This is a genomic window from Metabacillus herbersteinensis (assembly GCF_042433335.1).
Classification (GTDB): Bacteria; Bacillota; Bacilli; order Bacillales; family Bacillaceae; genus Metabacillus; species Metabacillus herbersteinensis.
This window is the reverse complement of the sequence record NZ_JBHLVO010000013.1, coordinates 71,550-93,710: the sequence shown is the minus strand read 5'-3', so window position 1 is coordinate 93,710 and position 22,161 is coordinate 71,550. Positions and strand designations below refer to the sequence as shown.

The 22,161-nt window shown below is 35.6% G+C and carries 15 protein-coding genes; all 15 read left to right on the top strand.

Annotation, left to right across the window (positions count from 1 at the left end; genetic code table 11):
• Positions 1-1,000 precede the first annotated feature (1,000 nt).
• On the top strand, positions 1,001-3,070 hold the full coding sequence (locus tag ACFFIX_RS15540; protein WP_378935547.1) for a bifunctional aldolase/short-chain dehydrogenase: 2,070 nt from the start codon (positions 1,001-1,003) through the stop codon (positions 3,068-3,070).
• 91 nt (positions 3,071-3,161) lie between these two features.
• The gene (locus tag ACFFIX_RS15535) at positions 3,162-3,926 is read left to right on the top strand and encodes a DeoR/GlpR family DNA-binding transcription regulator (RefSeq protein ID WP_378935545.1); all 765 of its coding nucleotides are present in this window, start codon (positions 3,162-3,164) and stop codon (positions 3,924-3,926) included.
• Positions 3,927-4,306: 380 nt separating this feature from the next.
• Positions 4,307-5,722 carry a rhamnulokinase gene (gene rhaB / locus ACFFIX_RS15530; protein WP_378935543.1) on the top strand — a complete coding sequence of 472 codons (1,416 nt, stop codon included), beginning with the start codon at positions 4,307-4,309 and terminating at the stop codon, positions 5,720-5,722.
• Positions 5,723-5,727: 5 nt separating this feature from the next.
• A complete protein-coding gene (rhaA, locus tag ACFFIX_RS15525) occupies positions 5,728-6,981 on the top strand; it encodes an L-rhamnose isomerase (RefSeq protein ID WP_378935541.1) in 1,254 nt (417 codons plus the stop codon).
• 695 nt (positions 6,982-7,676) lie between these two features.
• Complete coding sequence (locus ACFFIX_RS15520; RefSeq protein WP_378935539.1) at positions 7,677-8,456, top strand: DeoR/GlpR family DNA-binding transcription regulator; 780 nt, start codon at positions 7,677-7,679, stop codon at positions 8,454-8,456.
• A 321-nt stretch (positions 8,457-8,777) separates the two neighbouring features.
• Complete coding sequence (locus ACFFIX_RS15515; RefSeq protein WP_378935537.1) at positions 8,778-10,460, top strand: ribulokinase; 1,683 nt, start codon at positions 8,778-8,780, stop codon at positions 10,458-10,460.
• 10 nt (positions 10,461-10,470) lie between these two features.
• Positions 10,471-11,175, top strand: coding sequence for a ribulose-phosphate 3-epimerase (gene rpe / locus ACFFIX_RS15510; protein ID WP_378935535.1), 705 nt, complete (start codon positions 10,471-10,473; stop codon positions 11,173-11,175).
• Positions 11,175-12,137 carry a ribokinase gene (rbsK, locus tag ACFFIX_RS15505; RefSeq protein ID WP_378935533.1) on the top strand — a complete coding sequence of 321 codons (963 nt, stop codon included), beginning with the start codon at positions 11,175-11,177 and terminating at the stop codon, positions 12,135-12,137. The genes rpe and rbsK overlap by 1 nt, the downstream gene beginning before the upstream one ends.
• 27 nt (positions 12,138-12,164) lie before the next feature.
• The gene (locus ACFFIX_RS15500) at positions 12,165-13,718 is read left to right on the top strand and encodes a sugar ABC transporter ATP-binding protein (RefSeq protein WP_378935532.1); all 1,554 of its coding nucleotides are present in this window, start codon (positions 12,165-12,167) and stop codon (positions 13,716-13,718) included.
• Positions 13,715-14,698: an ABC transporter permease gene (locus ACFFIX_RS15495; protein ID WP_378935530.1), complete on the top strand. Its 984-nt coding sequence runs from the start codon at positions 13,715-13,717 to the stop codon at positions 14,696-14,698. Before ACFFIX_RS15500 ends, ACFFIX_RS15495 begins: the two co-directional genes overlap by 4 nt.
• A gap of 17 nt (positions 14,699-14,715) precedes the next feature.
• Positions 14,716-15,684 (top strand): ABC transporter permease, encoded by a 969-nt coding sequence (locus ACFFIX_RS15490; protein WP_378935528.1) that lies wholly within the window; start codon positions 14,716-14,718, stop codon positions 15,682-15,684.
• Positions 15,685-15,755: 71 nt separating this feature from the next.
• Positions 15,756-16,805: an autoinducer 2 ABC transporter substrate-binding protein gene (locus ACFFIX_RS15485; RefSeq protein ID WP_378935526.1), complete on the top strand. Its 1,050-nt coding sequence runs from the start codon at positions 15,756-15,758 to the stop codon at positions 16,803-16,805.
• Positions 16,806-16,888: 83 nt separating this feature from the next.
• Positions 16,889-17,833 (top strand): sugar phosphate isomerase/epimerase family protein, encoded by a 945-nt coding sequence (locus tag ACFFIX_RS15480; RefSeq protein WP_378935524.1) that lies wholly within the window; start codon positions 16,889-16,891, stop codon positions 17,831-17,833.
• 330 nt (positions 17,834-18,163) lie between these two features.
• Positions 18,164-20,698 (top strand): helicase-related protein, encoded by a 2,535-nt coding sequence (locus tag ACFFIX_RS15475; protein WP_378935522.1) that lies wholly within the window; start codon positions 18,164-18,166, stop codon positions 20,696-20,698.
• The gene (gene dacB / locus ACFFIX_RS15470) at positions 20,640-22,157 is read left to right on the top strand and encodes a D-alanyl-D-alanine carboxypeptidase/D-alanyl-D-alanine endopeptidase (RefSeq protein WP_378935520.1); all 1,518 of its coding nucleotides are present in this window, start codon (positions 20,640-20,642) and stop codon (positions 22,155-22,157) included. The genes ACFFIX_RS15475 and dacB overlap by 59 nt, the downstream gene beginning before the upstream one ends.
• The last annotated feature ends 4 nt before the right edge of the window (positions 22,158-22,161 follow it).

Sequence of the window (22,161 nt, the reverse complement as noted above, 5' to 3'; positions counted from 1 at the left end):
AATACGCCTATTCTAAACAATAAAAGCACTTATCAAGCTGTGGTCTGGTAACAAGTGCAAGAGATTGTGAAGTTCTTTTAAGAATCAAAAAAACGAAAAAGAGTTTACTATATCAAAAGCAAAGCGTTGATATAGTCGGCTTGTCAGGGAGTTCTATGCTCCCTGCAAGGCGTTGTCATGTGTTGAACCTAATCACAAGAAACTTATCATTAATTTAATGTTAATAACTCTACGGAGAGTATAAAAAGCCATTAAGCCTAGTGCGTTCCCTTTAAGGGGGGAAGTGTTAAGTAACAATAAAGTTGTTAAAAAAACGCCAGTCATACTATTCCACAATCTGGGCGCTATTGTTGAAGATCATAGGTAGAAAATGATCAAACTTTTTAATAAAAACCAAACTTAAATCTGCTGAAAAAGAATCCATTTTGATCAATCTTTTTTTCAAAATGGACTCTTTTAATTTATCGTAAAATATGGGTTTATGAGGTGTTTTTAATCAAAATTTGTTGCGGATGTTCTGAACTTTGAATATTTTTACGAAGAAGATAAGCGTGTTACAGCCTATTTAAAGCATATTGAGAAGTTATCACCAAATGCCACTGAAATCTATTAACATGAATAAACGACGGTGGATTTAATTGAAGATCAATAAGAATTTTCTTATCTAATTTCATACGTTCGTTCTTCAACAATAAGGAGCTTTCCTCTCATGAGGTTAGCTCTTTATATGTTACTAGCTATATATGAAATAAGAAATACAACAACAATTCCCATCCAAATTTAACAAACTTCAAAGAAAATTCCTCCCTAATACCGTGCCTTATTTTTTTAGGAGTTCATGGACCTATTAAAGCATTTTTTCTTCTTGTGAATGACAAATGAAAATAATTTCAAAAATAAACAAAAATAAATTCAAAAGAAAGCAAAGATATTGTATAATAAAAAACAGATAATAAAATTATAAAACAAACAAACGGACAATTAAGAGGAGGAAACAAAAATGGTTCAAAGTTTATGGAATAAAGAGCAAGCTGCAACATTACCTCAAGGAGTAGAGGAGTTGGTATACCGCTCTAACTTAATCGGTACAGATCGCGCAGTATGTAATTGGGGTGGCGGAAATACGTCAATGAAAACAATGGAAAAGGATTTCCGTGGCCGTGACATAGAAGTTATGTGGGTGAAAGGTAGCGGATCAGATTTAGCTACAATGAAAACTCAAAACTTCACAGGCTTAAAAATGGAAGACATTCGCTCACTTATCGAGCGTGAAGAAATGCCTGACGAACAAATGGTTACTTACCTTGCACACTGTATGATCGACAGCAAGCACCCACGTGCATCAATTGAAACACTTTTACATGCATTCTTACCTTTCAAACATGTTGATCACACACACCCTGATGCGATTATCAGCGTTTGCTGTGCAGACAACGGTAGACAAATTGCTGAAGAGATTTATGGAGATCGTTTTGTATGGGTACCATATGTACGCCCTGGATTTACATTATCAAAAATGATCGCTGAAGGTGTTAAAAACAATCCAAATGCAGAGCTAGTCTTAATGGAAAAACACGGTCTAGTAGTATGGGGAGAAACAGCAGAAGAAAGCTATGAAAAAACAATTTCAATCATTAATGAAGCAGAACAATATATTGGGGCGAGAGTTGTAGAGGAAAACGTATTTGGCGGAAAAAAATACGCTGCACTTTCAGATGAAGACCGCAAAAATGTTTTAGCACAAGTGATGCCAGTTATTCGCGGTGCTGTTAGTGATGAAAAGAAAATGCTTTTAACATATGATGATGCTGAAGATGTATTACAATTTGTAAACAGCAATAATGCACCAGAATTATCACAAGTTGGAGCAGCATGCCCTGACCACTTAGTTCACACAAAGATGACACCATTATACATCGATTGGAATCCGCAAACAGAAGATGTTGCTAGCTTAATAGAAAAAGTTAAAACTGGTATTGAAAGTTTTAAAGAAGAATATATTGCCTATTTTGAAAGAAACAAAAATGATGGTGACAAAATTTCTGAAGCGGCTCCACGTGTTATTTTAATTCCAGGTATCGGTATGGTTAACACGGGTAAAAACGTTGCAAATGCAAACGTGAGTGGTGCTTTATACCACCGTGCAATTTCAGTAATGAAAGGTTCTACTACTCTAGGAAGCTTTGTTTCTTTAGATGAAAATGAATCTTATAATGTAGAATATTGGCCATTAGAGCTTTACAAATTATCATTAGCTCCAGCAGAAGCTGAATTCTCAAGAAAAGTAGCATTTGTAACAGGTGGTGCAGGTGGTATAGGAAGCGAGACTTGCCGTCAATTTGTATCACAAGGAGCACATGTTGTGATTGCTGACCTGAACATTGAAGGTGCAGAAAAGGTAGCAGCAGAAATCAATGAACAATATGGAGAAAGCCGTGCCATTGCTGTAAAAATGGACGTTACAAATGAGGAAGCTGTTCAAGCAGCGTTCAGGCAGACAGCTTTATCTTACGGTGGCGTAGACGTTATCGTAAATAATGCAGGTCTTGCTACTTCAAGTCCCTTTGATGAAACATCTTTAAAAGAATGGAATCTTAACATGAACGTACTTGGTACAGGTTATTTCTTAGTTGCCCGTGAAGCGTTCAAACAAATGAAAGCACAAGGCGTTGGCGGAAACATGGTATTCATTGGTTCTAAGAACTCTATTTATGCTGGTAAAAATGCAGCTGCTTACAGCTCTGTTAAAGCAATGGAAACTCATCTTGCAAGATGTATCGCAGCAGAAGGTGGAGAATTCGGTATTCGCGTAAATTCTGTTCTTCCAGATGCTGTTCTTCAAGGATCAGCAATTTGGGGATCAAACTGGCGCGAGGAACGTGCAGCAGCATACGGCATTCACCCAGATCAATTAGAGGAACACTATCGCAAACGTACAACATTATTAGTGAATATCTATCCTAAAGATATTGCGGACTCAATTTTATTCTTTGCTTCATCTAAATCAGACCGAACTACAGGTTGTATGCTAACAGTTGACGGCGGCGTACCAGCAGCATTTACTAGATAATATGATAAAATCAAGGTGTAATAGGTAAAGAATTCTAATACACCTTGATTTATTTCCTCATTGTGAGTGTAACTGGGAGGGTAAGATTTAGATGCTTGTAGCAGAAAGACATCGGAAAATTGTTGAAGTAGTAAATGAAAAACTAAGCGTACGAGTTACTGAGTTAAGTAAGATCTTTCAAGTAACCGAAGAAACCATTAGACGCGACCTAGAGAAATTAGAAAAAGAGAATTTACTGCGCCGAAGTCATGGTGGTGCTGTTAGCATTCAAGATGAGCAATCAGAGGTTTCTTATGCAGAGAGAGAAATAACAAACTCTATGGAAAAGAAAGCCATTGCCATAGAAGCAGTAAAACTCATTCACCCAGGCGATCAAATTGTCTTAGATGCGAGTACAACAGCATGGTATATGGCAAAAGAAATGCCAGACCTACCATTAACAGTCATAACGAACTCAATTAAAGTCGCAGTAGAACTCAGCAAAAAAGATCAGGTTAAAGTCATCTCCACAGGAGGTATGCTCCTACCAAAATCCCTTTCATATGTTGGTCCTTTAGCAGAAAGGTCACTGAACATGTATCATGTAAACAAAGCGTTTATTTCCTGTAAAGGTGTACACATAGAAGGTGGATTGAGTGACTCAAATGAATGGCAAGCTTTATTGAAAAGACAAATGATGGCGATAGCCGATCAAACGATTCTTATGGCTGATTCTACAAAGTTTGGTGTTCGAACCTTTGCTCATATCACTGATATCGGGCAAGTAAATTGTGTGCTAACCGACTCTAAAATTGAGGAATTATATAGTAAGGCACTAGAAGAAAAAGGTGTCGAAGTCAGGGCTGTTATGGTTTAAGAGAAAGCGGGGTAGCAGGATTTTCTACTCCGTTTTGCTGTATAAGAAATTGACACCAATTAAAAAACCATTATTCTTCTAGTTAACTTTTTTTAACATATAAAATTTGATACTAAGTCTGCGTTTTTACATCCAGCTCCAGCGCCTAGACCCTCGAGGTCATAAGTCAGTTACAAATTGAAGGCAAAGTACACCTTCTATTTATAATCGTCTTATGCTTGTCGGGTCTGACCAATGCGCTTGCGCTTTTGTTCAGACACCATCTAACTAATCATGTGCAAATGAGGACAATAAAATAGTTAATTCATGTTAAAGGATCTACTATTTTATTGTTTTATTATGAAATAAGGCAAGCGTTTTCAATAAAGAGGGTGACGAAAATGAGTAAATATTGCTTAGCAGTAGATATAGGCGCATCAAGTGGAAGATTGATTCTTGGGCATCTCGAAGATGGTAAGCTAAAATTAAACGAAATTCATCGATTTGAAAACAATATTGTTCATTCTGGTGAACATTATTGTTGGGATATAGAAAAGTTATTCAATGAAATAATAGCAGGAATAAATAAATGCAAGGAGTTAGAGGTTAAGCCATTAAGTATCGGGATCGATACATGGGCAGTCGATTTTGTTTTACTAGATGAAGATAATAACCTATTAACAGATCCGGTGTCTTATCGAGACCCTAGAACGGATGGAATGATGGAAGAGGTTTTCAACATCATTCCGAAAGAGAAGCTCTACTTAGAAACAGGTATTCAATTTCAAAAATTCAACACGATTTATCAGCTATATGCTTTACAACAAAAATCTCCAGAGGTTCTTAAAAAAGCGAAAGCATTTCTTATGATCCCTGAGTATTTTAACTTTTTATTAACAGGTAAAAAGGTAAATGAATATACCAATGCAACTTCTACACAGCTAGTAAATGCTTTTACAAAAAAGTGGGATCATGAAATATTAGACCTATTAGGAATTAATAAAGAGATGTTCCAAGATATCAAACCACCTAAAACAATTTTAGGGAATTTATCTGAAGCGTTAGTATCTGAATTTGGATTTGATATGCAGGTCGTTCTACCAGCAACACATGATACAGGCTCTGCAGTTATTTCTGTACCTGAATTAGAGGAAACAATCTACATCAGCTCTGGTACATGGTCATTGATTGGTGTAGAAAATCGCTTCCCTATTTGTGTCCCCAAGGCTCTTGAATATAACTTTACTAACGAAGGTGGAATCGATTATCGCTTCCGTTATCTAAAGAACATAATGGGGCTTTGGATGATCCAAGAGGTAAAACGGAATTATGCTGACAAGTACTCTTTTTCTGATTTAGTTGAGCTCGTTCGTGAGGAGAAGGAATTTAGCTCGGTTGTGAATGTTGATGATGATCGTTTTTTGAAGCCAGAAAACATGATTAAAGAAATTCAGTGCTTCTGTAAAGAAACAAGTCAACAAGTACCACAAACTCCAGGACAAATTGCAAAATGTGTATATGATAGTTTGGCAGATAGTTATAAGCATGCTATCAATGAAATTGAAGAAATCTTCGAAAAGACATTTCCAAAAGTGAATGTAATTGGTGGAGGGTGTCAAAATGAAATGCTAAACCAATTGATTGCAGATGTGACTGATAAAGAGGTGTGTGCAGGACCAATAGAAGCAACTGCGATTGGCAACATTGTGTCACAGCTTATGGCACTTGGAGAAATAGAAGATATCCATCAAGCTAGAGCAATCATTAAAGATTCATTCGAAGTAAAAACATATAAACAATCAAACTTAAAAGGGTGAGTGGAATGACAATTAAAGAGAGTTATGAATTAGCAAAAAAAGAATACCAAAAATGGGGCATCAATGTTGATGAAGTATTAGAACAGTTAAAAAAGGTACCTGTTTCGATCCATTGTTGGCAAGGTGATGATGTTGGCGGCTTTGAAGTAAAAAAAGGTGCGTTTTCCGGTGGAATCGATGTAACAGGAAACTATCCTGGTAAAGCTAGAACACCTAACGAATTAAGAAGTGATTTAGAAAAGGCTCTTTCGCTTATCCCTGGTAAGCACCGTGTTAATTTACATGCTATCTATGCTGAAACAAACGGTGAAGTTGTTGAAAGAGACCAATTAGAGCCAAAGCATTTTGAAAACTGGGTAAACTGGGCAAAGAAAAACGAACTTGGTCTTGATTTTAACCCAACATTGTTTTCCCATGAAAAAGCTACAGATGGATTAACATTATCACATCCTAATCAAGAGATTAGAGAGTTCTGGATTAATCATTGTATCGCAGTCCGTAAAATTGCGGAGTACTTCGGAAAAGAATTAGGCACACCTGCATTAACAAACATTTGGATTCCAGATGGATATAAAGATATGCCTAGTGATCGTCTTACACCAAGAGTTCGTTTAAAAGAGTCATTGGATAAGATTTTTGAAGAGAAAATTGATGAGCAGTATAATATTGACGCAATAGAAAGTAAATTATTCGGTATTGGCTCAGAGTCATATGTAGTTGGCTCACATGAATTTTATTTGGGATATGCCTTAAAAAATAACAAACTATGCCTGCTAGACACTGGACATTATCATCCAACTGAAACTGTATCAAATAAAATTTCTTCAATGCTTCTATTTAGTGACAAGCTAGCACTACATGTTTCAAGACCAGTTCGTTGGGATAGTGATCATGTTGTCACACTAGATGATGAATTAAAAGAAATTGCCCTTGAAATCGTTCGTAATGATGCATTAGATAAAGTGATGATCGGTCTTGACTTCTTCGATGCAAGCATTAACCGTGTAGCAGCATGGACAATCGGAACTCGCAATATGATAAAGGCTATACTGTATGCAATGCTTGTACCAAATGAGCATTTAAAACAATTACAAGAAGAAGGTAACTTCACAGAAAGACTAGCATTGATCGAGGAGTTCAAAACATATCCATTTGGAGCTATTTGGCATTACTACTGTGAGCAAATGGGTGTTCCGGTGAAAGAAACTTGGTTAGAAGATGTTAAGAAATATGAATATGAAGTATTATTAAAAAGATAAATAGCTAAATGACTCATACCAATTTTTAAAGACGTATATATCAATGACAATTTGCATCTAATTATTATCCGTTAGAAATTCTTCAGTTTTTACTAAAAGAATTTCTAACGGATAAAAAATAATTATGGAAATTATTACCTATAAATAATAGGTCTGAGTTATTCTTTTTTCTCTATAAAAATCTAAGCATGACTTCATCATCGTTATTACCACTTGCTCAAGTAAAGATAGTATAGTTTGAATTCATCCCATTAATGTCCTCTAACTTCCCAATGGAAGATTTGGGAACAATAGTGACTATAGCTACTGTTCCTTTGCTTCTGTTCCTCAGCAATTGAATCAAACAGTTGCCTCAGAATCTAAACTAATGATAAGTAAATCATTCTGTGCTACAATTAAATTTTAGAAATACTTTCCCATTTTGGTTTGCTAAAAGTGTAAACAACATTCAGAAGTAGTAATTTCTAGTTAATAACTTACTTTTAACCCACATGGGTAGATTAGGAAAAAGATAGTTGCAATATCGCAAGTGTGTAACATAAAATAGTATAATAATTTATTATATGTTAAAACCCAGTTAGTAAAACAAAAAAGCGTCCTAAAAACAACATGAAACCCAAGTTAAACAAATAATAAAACAAGATATTTTGTTGGTTTTTTGTTGTTTTTTTAGATTTAGAAGTAGGTGAATTATATTGGAAACAAATCTGCCTTGGTTTGGTAACGAAAGGCAAGCTCATATTTATAAACTAATAGATGAACTTGGAAACATTAAAGTATCAGATATGAGTAAGCGTTTTAACGTAACCGAGGAAACAATTCGTAGGGACTTAGAACGTATGGAAAAAGAAGGTCTTTTAACTAGAGTTCATGGGGGAGCAGTTCCGCTAAAAAAGAGTGATACAGAAATTCCTGTATTAAAAAGGCAAAATAAACTTGTAATGGAAAAAGAGGCAATTGCATCAAAAGCTGCCACATTTATAGAAGATGGCGATATTATTGCTCTTGATTCAAGTACAACTACATTACGAATGACAAAACATATTAAAGCAAAGGATGTTACTGTTATTACTAACTCTGTTGCAGTAACTTTAGAATTAGCAAATCAAAAGGATATTACGGTTATTACAATAGGTGGTTATTTGTTACAAGATTCCATGTCTTTTGTTGGAATATCCACTCAAAAAGTCATTGAAGATTACCATGTAGATAAATTCTTTTTTTCATGTACCGGATTTGATGTAAATAGAGGAATAAGTGAGGTTCATGAAATGCAGGCTCAAATAAAGAAAAAGTTTATAGCGATATCCGACAAACTATTCTTACTTTGTGATTATAGTAAATATGGTATTAAATCTCTCGTTCGCATAGATGACCTACCAAATATTGATTATTTAATAACTGATCATAAGATGGCGGTAAATGATGTAAGGAATATTCGTAATCTTGGTGTAAATACAATTTTAGCTGATTAAAAAACACAAACAAATTTGTGAGACCACTGAAAAATTCTCGTTTTTTACAAAGGAATTTAATAGCTGTACCAAAAAGACGACTCAAATTCACTTCCTGAATTTTTGAGTCGTCTTTTTTTGAACACCTGGTTTGCTATATGACCTGGTTTTTAACCCATTAGTTTAAGAATTCTTTACTCTGGTATTCTAATCTACACATAGTAGTTGGTTAAATGCAAAAAAAATAACAAAAATCTGCGAAAAATAACAAAAACAAAGAAAAAGTGTTGAAAAACAAAAAAAATTGAATTATAATAAAAATCAGTTAAGGTGGTGGAACATTTGGAAAGTAAATTTGTGTTTGGAATTGATTTTGGAACTGAGTCAGCAAGAGCTATTTTAGTCAATGTCGAAACAGGAAAAACTGTTTCATCATCTGTTTCAAGTTATAAACACGGAGTTATAAGTGAATTATTGCCGGGAAACAATGTGTCTTTAGGACCTAATTGGGCATTACAACATCCGGAAGACTATATTTATTGTCTAAAAGAAACCATAAAAAAGTGTTTAATAGATTCTAATGTTAAAAATGAAAGCGTTATCGGAATAGGCGTTGATTTTACGGCCAGCACTGTCTTACCAATATCCAAAAGTGGGAAACCTCTTTGTTTAGTGCCTGAATTCAAAGAAAACCCACATAGTTGGGTTAAACTTTGGAAGCACCACGCTGCTCACAAGGAAGCTTCCCAAATAAATGAAACCGCTTTTAAGATGAACGAATCTTTCTTAAAAAGATATGGCGGTGAAATATCAGAGGAATGGATGCTTCCGAAAATATTACAGGTTTTACATGAAGCTCCTGAAATTTATGAAGCTGCGGACAAGTTTATTGAAGCTGGTGACTGGGTTGTTATGCAGTTAGTAGGAACTGAAATGCGTAGTTCTTGTATGGCCGGTTATAAAGGTACTTGGAGTAAACGAGAAGGCTTTCCTAATAGTAATTATTTGAAAGCGCTTGATCCTGCTTTAGAAACTATTGTAAAAGATAAGTTATCAAAAAACATTTATCCAATAGGAACAAGAGCTGGTTTCCTTACAAACGCAATCGCTGAAGAAGTTGGTCTTACTGAAAACGTTGCTGTTGCAGTAGGAATCATCGATGCACATGCTGCTGTGATAGGTGCTGGTGTAAATGAACCAGGAAAAATGGTAATGGCAATGGGGACTTCTATATGCCATATATGTATGGATTTAAAAGAAGCTTTTGTCCCTGGTATTAGTGGTGTCGTTGAAGATGGAATTATACCCGGATACTTTGCATATGAGGCAGGTCAAAGTGCTGGCGGTGATTCATTGGCTTGGTTTATAAAAAACGCTGTTCCAAGTCATTTACTTGAAGAGGCAGAAAAAGTAGGTATATCAATCTACCAGCTGTTGGAGGAAAAAGCTTCTCATTTAAAACCCGGTGAACATGGACTTATTGCCTTAGATTGGTGGAACGGAAATCGATCGATCCTAAAAGATTCTAATCTTACAGGAACGATCATAGGTATGACGCTGCAAACAAAAGCAGAAGAAATTTACAGAGCTTTAATGGAGTCATTAGCATTTGGTACAAGAAAAATTGTCCAAGCCTTTAATGAAAGCGGTATCGAGATTAAAGAGTTATACGCATGTGGTGGACTTGCTGAAAAAAATAAGCTACTAATGCAAATTTTTGCTGATATCACGCAAAAAAGTGTGCATGTCGTCACTGTTCCAAATACCTCTGCAATGGGATCTGCTGTCCTAGCCGCAGTTGCTGCTGGCAGTAATAGAGGCGGCTATGAAACCATAGAAGAAGCAGTTGCCAAAATGATTAAATTTGAAAGTGAAGTTTTTCAACCAATCTCTGAAAATAGTGAAATATATAATGAGATATTCTTAGTATATGATTCTTTATATAAATATTTTGGTGAAACATCAAATGAAATGAAAGCACTATTAAATATTAAAAGACAAAAAAAAGAAATCAATAAAGTATAGGAGGAATAGTATGGCTTTAATTGGTCCGTCACTTATGTGCGCTGATATGGGAAATCTACAGGAATCGATTTTGAAGTTAGATCAGGCAGGCGTAGATTTTTATCATTTGGATGTTATGGATGGGAAATTTGTCCCGAATTTTACGCTAGGTCCTGATCTAATAAGAACAATAAGGCAATATACGAAAAAACCTTTTGATGTTCATTTAATGATAGAAAAGCCAGAAGATTATATTGATCTATTTATCGAATCAGGTGCAGATATGATTTCGGTACATGCGGAAGCAACTAATCATCTACAACGTACCCTACAAAAGTTAAGGGATAAAGGTGTTAAAGCAGGTGTTGCATTAAATCCATCTACACCAATAAGTGACATTGAATATGTATTAGATGTAACAGATTACATAACGTTGATGACTGTAAACCCTGGTTTTGCAGGACAGAAATTTGTTCCTTTAATGAACAAAAAGATAAGTAAGTTAAAAACATTAATTGATAATGAAGGATATAACATTGAAATTCAAGTTGATGGAAATATCGGATATCAGACAATACCTGGCGTATTGGAAAACGGTGCTGGAATGTTAGTTTGTGGAACTTCATGTTTATTTAAACCAGATATTTCTCTGGAAGATGCGGTAAAAAATCTAAGATCGTTTATCGCTAATCAACAACTTGAAGCAAAAACTCTGGTGAAGATGGAGGAGAAATAATGGGGGATATTACAGTTGTTGGTAGTATTAACATTGATATTGTTGTTCAAACAGATCTATATCCTCAACGCGGAGAGACGATCTTTGGGAAACAAATGAATCTTTTATCTGGTGGTAAAGGGGCGAATCAAGCGACTAGTTGTGCGCGTTTAGGAAAATCTGTTTATATGATTGGGTCTGTTGGTGAAGATACTTATGGTGATATACTACTAGACGCTCTTAAAGAAAATAAGGTTAATACAACATTTATAAAACGAGTACAAAACAGTGCGACTGGCTGTGCCATAATTACTATCGATAGTACGGCAGAAAATACAATGCTCGTTGTCAAAGGGGCGAATGACGAGTTAACAAAATCTGATATCAAGCAAGCTTTTTCTCAAATTGAGGATAGTAAAGTTCTTCTTGTGCAGATGGAGATACCAGAAGAAGTTGTGCTTGAATCTATGATTGAAGCAAGAAGTAAAGGGATGTTTATCATTCTTGATCCAGCACCTGCAGAAGGAATCACTGTACGTGCACTAGAATATGCAGATTTAATTGTTCCAAATCGTCAAGAAACAAAACAATTAACTGGTATTGATGTAACAGATGTTGATTCTGCTTATAAGGCTGCAAAATACTTTGAATTAATCGGTGTGGAAAATAGCATAATTAAAATGGCTGAAAAGGGATCTCTAGTTTATACAAATGGAAATTCAGAATTTATTGAACCGATCAATGTTAGAGCAATTGATACTGTAGGTGCTGGGGATTCTTACGCTGGAGCAATAGCTTGCGCATTGGCGGACGGACAAGATCTTGTAAGCGCTGCAAAATTTGCCACCATCGTAGGAGCACTTAAAGTAACGAAGTTAGGTGCACAGGCAGGAATTCCGACAATAGATGAAATTAATCAATTTTGTGAAGAAAGAAACTTAACTTATTATAAGCTGGAAAATAAAAGTTCAACACAGGCTTGATTGTTTGAGAGAGGAAGGAGGATGACGATGTCAGAATACTTACTGAAAATGTCAAACATTAGTAAAACATTTCCGGGTGTGAAAGCGCTTGATGACGTCAAGATTGAAGTTAAGCCAGGTGAAGTTCATGCTTTAATTGGAGAAAACGGTGCAGGTAAGTCAACACTAATTAAAATTCTATCAGGTATTTATCAACCGGATTCGGGTGCGCAATTTTTCTTCGAAGGGAAAAAAGCTGAAATAACAAAACCTATCGATGCTACTCTAAAAGGAATTTCAATTATCTATCAAGATTTAAGTTTGTTCCCAAATCTTTCAGTAGCAGAAAATATATATATTGGTAGAGATAGTAATAATAAGGCATGGAAGAAAATTAAGTGGAAAGAAATGGAGGTAATAGCTGAAAAGGCGTTAAAAGAACTTGGTGTTGATATTGATTTACATGTTCCAGTTGAAAAGTTAAGTATCGCCCAACAACAATTAATTGAAATAGCAAGGGCATTAGCATTTGATTCTAAACTTATTGTCATGGATGAGCCAACATCTTCCCTTTCCAGTGGAGAGGTAGAGAAACTATATAAAGTGATTAATAATTTAAAACAAAGAGGAATATCTATTATCTTTGTTAGTCATAAACTGAAAGAACTATTTACTGTATCAGATCGTTTTACTGTATTGCGTGATGGTAAGTATGTTGGTACATACGATACAGAAGAACTTGATGAACAGAGACTAATCACATTAATGGTTGGTAGAAAAGTAGCGTATGAAAAAAACGAAAGCAACGCTAGCATTGGTGACGCAATGTTTGAAGTAAAAGGTTTATCAAAAGAAGGTAACTTTAAAGATATCTCCTTTGAATTAAAAAAGGGAGAAGTCCTAGGCATTACAGGACTTGTAGGTTCAGGAAGAACCGAATTAGCTCAAGCAATATTTGGTGTAAATAATCCTTATGAAGGTGAAGTCCTATTAAATGGAAAACAAATAAAGGTGAAATCTTCAGAAGATGCAGTAAAAAAAGGAATTGCCTATATTCCAGAAAGTAGAAAGACACAAGGTCTTGTTTTAAGACAATCTGTCATCAATAACATATCTTTACCTGTATTAAAGCAACTTCGAAATGCATTTGGTTTAATTAATCGTAAAAAAGAAATCGAGCTTGCAAATCATTATGTTAAAACTCTTGATGTTAGACCTGCATTGCCAGATAGACCTGTTGGGCAATTATCAGGTGGGAATCAACAAAAGGTAGTAATTGGGAAATGGTTATCTACAAAGCCTAAAATTCTAATCATTGATGAACCAACAAATGGAATTGATATTGGAGCGAAGACTGAGATTCATAAACTTCTCCGTAAACTTGCATCTGATGGTATGGGAGTAATTGTTATATCTTCTGAACTCCCAGAAGTATTAGCAGTTAGTGATCGTATTTTAATCATGAGACATGGAAGAATAGCAAGGGAATTAGGAATCGAGGAAGCAACTCAAGAAAATATTATGAATTATGCGCTGCGCGGTTCATCATTTAAAGCAAAGAAAACAAATGAGGTTGTAGCTAGCAAGGGGGTGCAGATGTGAAAACATTCTTAAAATCAAAAGAAATGAGTATTGCAGTAATTGTATTATTACTCGCTATTACCTTAACTTTTGTAAGTCCAGTATTTTTAACTGCAGATAATTTACTTGATGTACTAAAAGCAAACTCTGTTATTGGTATATTAGCTGTAGGTATGACTCTTGTTATTATTACCGGTGGGATTGATGTATCAGTAGCAGCTGTGACCAGTGCAGTTTGTGTAATCATGGGAAAAGTTATGTTAGTAATGCCAGATAACATGGTATCACTTTTACTTATTTTTTTGATTGCACCAGTGTTAGGTATTATATTAGGTGCAATAAATGGATTTCTAGTTTCAAAGATTCAGATACCAGCAATTGTTGTAACATTAGGAACAATGAGTATTATAAATGGTCTTGTTCTTTACATTACAAATGGTCAATACTTAAATAGTACGAGTTTCCCAAAAATATTTATTGATTTTGCTAACTTTGAAATTTTAGGTATTTCAATTATTATTCTTCTTTTTATCGCAATTGCAATTTTCACTTGGTATATCCTTAAATACACAGTAATAGGGCGTGAAGTTTTAGCAATTGGTGGTAACAAAGACTCTGCTGTAAGAGTTGGTATAAACTTTGATAAAGTTCAAATATTTGTATTCTCCTATATGGGATTTTTAGCAGGGATCGCCGCAATTGCCCAAACAGCATATACAAAAGCGGTCGATCCTAACGGTTTATTAGGTTTAGAACTATTAGTAATTGCGGCAGTTGTATTAGGTGGAGCAAATATTATGGGTGGTCGCGGTACGATTCATGGAACATTCTTGGGAGTGATCTTATTAGGAATTGTCCAAAATGGTCTAATTTTAGCCCATATTAGTACGTTCTGGCAAAAAGTATTTACTGGTGCAATCATTCTACTAGCAGTTTCTTATGATCAAATACAATATAAAAGAGCAAAGAATAAGCTTTCTAAAATAGAAGTAGAAGCATAGAAAGAGGTGTAAAATTTATGAAAGCGTTAACCTTATCGAAGGAAAATATTTTAGGACTTATTGCTTTAGGGTTATTTGTTCTAATGAGTCTATTTACACCAAGTTTTTTTACATCGAATAATCTTAATAACATGATGTTTCAACTACCTGAATTTGGATTAATTGCCTTAGCAATGATGGTGGTTATAGTAACGGGTGGTATCGACCTTTCAATTACTTATACGGCAGCGTTATCAGGAGTTTCTATTGCTATTATGCAAAGCAATGGATACCCAATCTTAACATCGATCCTTGTTGGTGTAATAGTAGGCTTATTATGTGGTAGTGTTAATGGTTTTATCGTTTCGAAAATTGGAGTTTCACCAATACTAGTAACTTTAGGAACGATGGTATTATTTGAGGGTATCATTTTAAGTATTACAAAAGGTAATTCTGTATCAGGCTTTAGTGAAGCTTATAGTTTAATAGGAAATGGTTACTATCTCGGAGTTGTTCCACTGTCTATAATCATATTTATTTTTTTCGCTATATTGACAGGAGTACTATTAACAAAAACAAACTGGGGAAGAAGTGTATATATGGTTGGGAGCAACCCGATTGCCTCACTTTTCTCAGGAGTTAATAATAGTAGAGTATTGATGAAAGTGTACTTATATTCTGCACTCCTTGCTATAATAGCATCGATTATTATGACATCTCGATACAACTCAGCAAAAGTTGACCTTGGATCTTCCTACCTTCTTCAAAGTGTGGCAGCCGCTGTACTCGGAGGTACTGAAATTCAAGGGGGATACGGAAAAGTAATAGGAACAGTATATGCCGTTATTATTTTCCAAATTTTATCGAATGGATTAAATTTACTTGGTGTACCACGTTCGATTGTTGGCGTTATGATGGGAGTTATCTTAATATTTGTTCTCGTCCTTAATTTCCTAAAAGGAAAATTGGATGAAAAGAAGCAGAAGAGGTTACAAGAAGCAGTTTAATGTAAGGGTTTACTCTGATCTAATTCAGATACCATAAAAAACTTATTTACAAAAAAGAGGGGGATTTTATCATGAAGAAGTTTATAGGGTCGATTGTATCATTCATGTTTTTAATCGGTATTCTAGCTGGTTGTGTATCGCAAGGAAGTTCGAACTCTGAAAATGAAGGAACTACGAACAATGCTAGTGAAGAAAAAGAAGCCAATGGTAAATTGAAAATTGCAGTAGTACCTAAGCTTATCGGTATTCCTTACTTTAATGCTTCAGAAAAAGGAGCGATTCAAGCTGGTGAAGATTTAGGGGTAGAAACTATTTATACTGGTCCTACTGAACCAGATGCTGCACAACAAGTTAAAGTAATCGAAGATTTAATCAGTCAAAATGTTGATGTCATTGCAGTTGCTCCAAATGATCCGGCTTCTTTAACACCAGTTTTAAAGAAAGCAAAAGACCAAGGGATTATCGTAATGGACTGGGACACTCCAGCTGACCAATCGGTTGTTGAATTGTCTGTTCACCAAATAGATGACGAGCAGTATGGTCGTCACATTGCGAAATCCTTAATTGAAAAAATGGGGACTGAAGATGGAGAAATTGCGATCCTAACTGGAGGTCTTTCAGCAGCTAACTTAAATACGTGGATCGATGGTGCGAAGAAAGAGCTTGAAGAAAATTATCCTGACATTAAATTAGTAACAGACAAAATTGCAACAGATGAAAAGCAACAAGTTGCATATCAAAAAACGCTTGATTTAGTTAAATCTTATCCAAATTTAAAAGGAATTATGGCATTCTCAACACCTGCTCCATTGGGTGCTGCACAAGCAATACAAGAAAAAGGTTTGCAAGATGATATCGCAGTAGTTGGTACTGCATTACCTACCGATTCTAAACCATATTTAGAAGATGGTTCTTTAGATGTAGCAATCCTTTGGGAGCCTGATAAATTAGGTTACCTAACAGTAGCTCTTGCTAAGCAATTAGCAGAAGGCGGAAAAGTTGAAAATGGTCAAAACGTTGAAAACGTTGGTGAAATTGAAGTTTGGGAAGATGGAAAAACGATTATCATGGGTCCTCCATCTGACTTTACAGCAGAAAACGCTGCAGACTACGACTTTTAAGTAAAGAAGACCCACAGTTTAAGTTGGACTGTGGGTCTTTTTTAGTAATAATTTTGAATCGGAAAAGATGTGGAGGTAATAAAATGATAAAACAAAATTTTGAAATAAAAAATGAGAAAATAAAAGAGTCCTTTTTTGAACTTAAAAAGAATAAGCCAGAACAATTTAAAAATAGATTAAATCTATCTTGGAGCAATTGGATGTTTGGTATGGAAACTCTGGAGGAATCAGCAAATAGATTACATAATGCTGGAGTAAAATATATTGAACTACACGGTAACCATTATGGAACTGATCTTGGTTATAGGGTTGATTCAACATTAAAGGTTCTTAATGAGTATAATATGAAAGTTTCAGGAATATGCGGTATGTTTTCGTCAGAAAATGATCTTTCCAGCAATAAGCCTTTACAAAGACAGGCAGCTTTAGATTATTTAAAGAGAGAAATTGAATTTGCCTCTAAAGTAGGTGCAGAGTATATTCTAGTTGTTCCAGGTGCAGTGGGAAGGCCAAAAGCTTATGACAATACCGAATTTGAAAGAAGTATTGAATCAATAAGACTAATTGCTGATTTGTTCGTGAAATATAATATAAAAGCTGCTATTGAGCCAATACGTGCAGCTGAAGTAAGTTTTATCCATTCAATTTCAGATGCAAAAGAATATATAAAGGCTGTTAACCACACTGGAATACAATATATAAACGGAGATGTATATCATATGCTTTCAGAGGAATCTAATATAGGGGAAGCCTTGATAAATGCAGGTGATATGCTAGTAAACCTTCATTTAGCGGATAGTAATAGGAGAGCGCTAGGAGAGGGTGCACTTGATTTAGACACCATAATAATGGCGTTATATTTATTTGGATATAATAGGGAAGGAAGGTTTGTAACACCTGAACCTTTGGGACCAGGTGGAGATCCATACCCAGCAATGAATGGAAAACCGGATAAGGAGAATAATGATAAATTAGTTATGCAGACAGTCAGGTACTTTAGAGAAAGGGAAGAAGTACTTGTAAAATAAATACTCATTTTCACTCCTAGAATAGTGAATTACTATTACGGCCATATGGATGGTCCGGTATAGTAACTTGTTTTAGAAGATGTGAATAAAAATATGCAGGTGTTTTATCAAAAGAATAAATAGTATAGGGAATTAAACCGAAAAATGGTTTAATTCCTTTTTATTGTGAGGCCAGCATTGGTCAAGCTAATGAGTCTGCAATACAAGATAAAACTCTTACTTCCGAAGATATCACAGAATAAATGAAATTAAATACATGAATAATCTCAAATTCAAGAAACTAACTTAATGAATCAAAAATCTTATCAAGCATGGTAAAGGAGTTTTATCATGAACGAAATACTAACAAAGTACTATGCGCAGGCCGTAGATCGAACAAAAAAAATTGTCTTAGAAGATCTTTTTAAATATTTAGAACGTAAAGTGACACTTCCATCCATTGAACAATATTTAAGAGAAAGGGGACCATACATTGACCAAATTTGGTTGAATTCTTGGCTAAATACTGCTACAAGTCATGCTTCTACTGCCGAAAAGATCGGCTATTTGTCAGATAAGGGTTTTCAAGTGGAAGGAGTAAGAAAAAAGCTAATCAACCAAATGTTTCGTACCGAGATTAGGGATGTGGAACCGTTCGATGTCATGGGCTGGCTAAACAGTTGGATTGTGGATCAATTGGAATCGTGGGAACAAAGATATGAGCAAGCTAGAGAATCCTATCTGCACCAAATGCATATTCAGCAACAACGTGAGTTAAGAAGAAAAATGGTGTTAAAGGTTGAACATTACATAAACCAAGTACTTGGCGCACATTATGAGGAACTGTACCTATATGTTCGATACTTACTTGGCAGTAACCTTGCTATTGAGGTCGAGCAGAAAGGGTTGATTTTATCAACAGAGGAAATCACCTTTTCTTCCTATTTATATAATGAAACTGAGTTAGCCTATAACGCACATCACTATGAAGAAGACCTAACCGAACAGTATGAACAACTCATTTCTACTTATTTATTTGATTTTGGTCCCAACTGGCTGAAAGACCACCTTTCCTCTCATCTTTTTGAAGAATACTTTGAGATGTTCGATGAAACGTTATCAGATTCATTATTGAGAGAGGCCGCATTTGAACCGTTTAATAATCTTAGCGCAGACTTATTTGAAGATTTGTTAGAAGAATATCTATCTGATTTAATTAAGCTAATAGACATTCCGTTTGACTTAGCTACACATCAAGAGATTTTTACTAAAGATCTTTCTGAAAGAGAACGGAAGCTTGTTGAAGAAAGTGAGGAAGTCACACGTCGAAAAGAAGAAGAAGAACGAATGATTGAGGACATTTTCGGAAGGGAATATAATCTCCCAGCAGGCCGCAATATTCAATATGTTCTTCATGTTGGTGAAACAAACACCGGTAAAACTTTTCAAGCTATAAAACGAATGAAGGCAGCAAGTAGTGGCCTTTATTTAGCACCCCTTCGATTATTGGCATTCGAAATATATGAAAGGCTAAATGAGGAAGCGGTTCCATGTTCCTTAAAGACAGGTGAAGATGAGAAGCTGGTGGATGATGCAAATCACCTTGCTTGTACAGTAGAAATGTTTCATGAAAAGGACTTTTATGAAGTGGTTGTGATTGATGAGTCTCAAATGATAGCCGATAAAGACCGAGGCTTCTCGTGGTATAAAGCGATGACTAAGGCTAATGCAAAAGAAGTTCATATTATCTGTAGTTTCAATGCAGAATCAATGATTCTTCAACTTCTTGGTGAATCAGAGGTTAAAGTTCATGTATATGTAAGAGACATTCCTCTAGAGGTGGAATCTACTTTATTTCGTTTAGGTCATGCTAAAAAAGGGGACGCACTCGTTTGCTTTTCGAGAAGGAGAGTTCTTGAAACCGCTTCAGAGCTCCAAAAGACCGGTCGCCAGGTAAGCATGATTTACGGGAGTATGCCACCAGAAACAAGAAAAAAGCAAATGCAGAGATTTATTAAAGGCGAAACAGCGGTCATCGTATCGACAGATGCAATCGGGATGGGATTGAACTTACCTATAAGGCGTATTGTTTTCTTAGAAAATGATAAGTTTGATGGTACTCGAAGAAGAACTCTAAAGTCTCATGAAGTAAAGCAAATTGCCGGACGTGCCGGGCGAAAAGGAATCTATGAGATCGGAAAAGTAGCGTTTACAAGCGACTCCAAACCGATGACTCGTCTTCTAGAGCAAGAGGATGAACCTCTTAAAGTGTTTGCCATTGCTCCGACAACTGGAGTCCTTGAGAGGTTTCAAAAATACTCACGAAAACTTAGTCTATTTTTTTACTTGTGGGAACAATTTGAAAGTGCTTCAGGAACAAAAAAAGCCACTTTATCCGAAGAAAGGCTTTTATATGAAATGGTAGAAGATACGCTAATAGAAGTAAAGCTCTCCGTAGCGGACTTATATAGCTTCTTACACTTACCTTTTTCAACAAATGAACCTTCTTTGAGAGCGGAATGGAAGAGAAAGCTTGAAGCAATTGTAGAAGTTGATGAATTACCTGATCCCTATATTAAAGAATCAGGGCTTGAAGAACTTGAACTTTCATATAAGTCGGTTGGTCTTCACTTATTATTCCTATACAAATTAGGCAGAAACACAGAAGCTCATTATTGGGAAAGAGTCCGTGAAGAAATCAGTGACAAAATCCATGAACACTTAAAATTAGGAGTACAACTTGTAAAGAAAACCTGTAAATACTGCAGGAAAAGCCTTCCACAACGTTTTAAATTTCAAGCTTGTGATGAATGTCATTTTGCACGACATGATAATAAAAAGTTCTTTAACACTAACTCCGGCACTAAAGGAGGACCTTCCCATTAAAATTAAGCTTCGATTGTTTACATTTTGTACTTTTGTCTGTGCCATGATCTCTAGTCATGTCGTAAACGCAAATGGTCCAACCCCACCCATGAAAGAACAGATTCAAGATGTTTTACAACAAGATCCTCGTCTAGATGGGTCTGTAACGGGGATTAGCATAATTTCAGGGGAAACGGAAGAAATCGTGTATCAACAGAATGACTCTATTCATTTGCAGCCTGCTTCTAATTTAAAGCTTTTTACGGCAGCTACAGCCCTTCAAAGCTTAGGTACAAATTATACGTTTACAACAGAGGTACTAACAGATGGAAAACAAAGGTTGGGACTGCTTGATGGAAATCTTTATATAAAGGGAAAAGGGGATCCCACTCTGTTAGCTAAAGATTTCGACCAATTAGCCAAGGGAATTAAGAAAAACGGGATATCGGTGATCCGAGGCAATATCATCGGGGATGACACTTGGTACGATGACGAAAGGTATTCGATTGATTTACCTTGGAGTGATGAAACAACTTATTACGGAGCCCAGGTTTCTGCCTTAACCGTATCTCCAAATTCAGACTTTGATGCAGGTACGGTAATTGTTGAGGTAAAGCCAGACAAAAAGCCGTCTCAAAAGCCGGAAATCATTCTAACTCCTTCTACTGATTTTATAGAGGTCAAGAACCTTGCTAAAACTGTTTCTTCAAATGGAGTGACAGATATAAAAATCGAGCGATTACACGGTACAAACACAGTGACCATCAAAGGAACTATTCCAATAAATAGTAATTCCTTAAAAGAGTGGATCGGCGTATGGGACACTACTAACTATGCCTTAAAAATTTTTAAACAGTCGTTAAATAACAACGGAATTAAACTATTAGGACAAGTAAAACCTGGGAAGACTCCTGAACACGCTACACCCATAACTCAACATACTTCCATGCCGTTATCAGACCTTCTCATTCCGTTTTTAAAATTAAGCAACAATGGACATGGAGAAGTTCTTGTTAAGGAAATGGGGAGGGTATTTGGAGCAGAAGGTAGCTGGGAAGAAGGATTAAAAATCATGAATAATGAGTTGCAAACTTTGGGAATAAACACCGATACCATCATGCTTAGGGATGGATCAGGCGTTTCTCACGTGAATGCTGTACCTGCTAATGAAATCACAAAGCTTTTGTACGAGGTCCAGGGTAAGGAGTGGTTTCCAGCATTTAAGGAAGCTTTGCCAGTTAGTGGAGCTTCAACTAAACTTGAGAGTGGGACACTAAGAAACCGTATGGAAGGATTGCCTAAAAATGCGAAAGTAAGCGCAAAAACGGGGACGTTAACCACAGTGAGTTCATTATCAGGGTATGTTACTTCTAAAAGTGGAAAAAATTTTATTTTTTCTATTTTGATCAATCATGTTATGGATGAGGAAAAAGCTAAACAAGTTGAGAATCAGATTGTTATGATACTTGCTAATCAGTAGTAAT

Bases quoted from the DNA above. Each gene is read 5' to 3' on its own strand.
- ACFFIX_RS15500 (WP_378935532.1), top strand. From the start codon at position 12,165: ATGTCAGAATACTTACTGAAAATGTCAAACATTAGTAAAACATTTCCG.
- ACFFIX_RS15480 (WP_378935524.1), top strand. From the start codon at position 16,889: ATGATAAAACAAAATTTTGAAATAAAAAATGAGAAAATAAAAGAGTCC.
- ACFFIX_RS15490 (WP_378935528.1), top strand. From the start codon at position 14,716: ATGAAAGCGTTAACCTTATCGAAGGAAAATATTTTAGGACTTATTGCT.
- rbsK (WP_378935533.1), top strand. From the start codon at position 11,175: ATGGGGGATATTACAGTTGTTGGTAGTATTAACATTGATATTGTTGTT.
- rhaA (WP_378935541.1), top strand. From the start codon at position 5,728: ATGACAATTAAAGAGAGTTATGAATTAGCAAAAAAAGAATACCAAAAA.
- ACFFIX_RS15535 (WP_378935545.1), top strand. From the start codon at position 3,162: ATGCTTGTAGCAGAAAGACATCGGAAAATTGTTGAAGTAGTAAATGAA.
- dacB (WP_378935520.1), top strand. From the start codon at position 20,640: ATGATAATAAAAAGTTCTTTAACACTAACTCCGGCACTAAAGGAGGAC.
- ACFFIX_RS15485 (WP_378935526.1), top strand. From the start codon at position 15,756: ATGAAGAAGTTTATAGGGTCGATTGTATCATTCATGTTTTTAATCGGT.
- rhaB (WP_378935543.1), top strand. From the start codon at position 4,307: ATGAGTAAATATTGCTTAGCAGTAGATATAGGCGCATCAAGTGGAAGA.
- ACFFIX_RS15475 (WP_378935522.1), top strand. From the start codon at position 18,164: ATGAACGAAATACTAACAAAGTACTATGCGCAGGCCGTAGATCGAACA.
- ACFFIX_RS15540 (WP_378935547.1), top strand. From the start codon at position 1,001: ATGGTTCAAAGTTTATGGAATAAAGAGCAAGCTGCAACATTACCTCAA.
- rpe (WP_378935535.1), top strand. From the start codon at position 10,471: ATGGCTTTAATTGGTCCGTCACTTATGTGCGCTGATATGGGAAATCTA.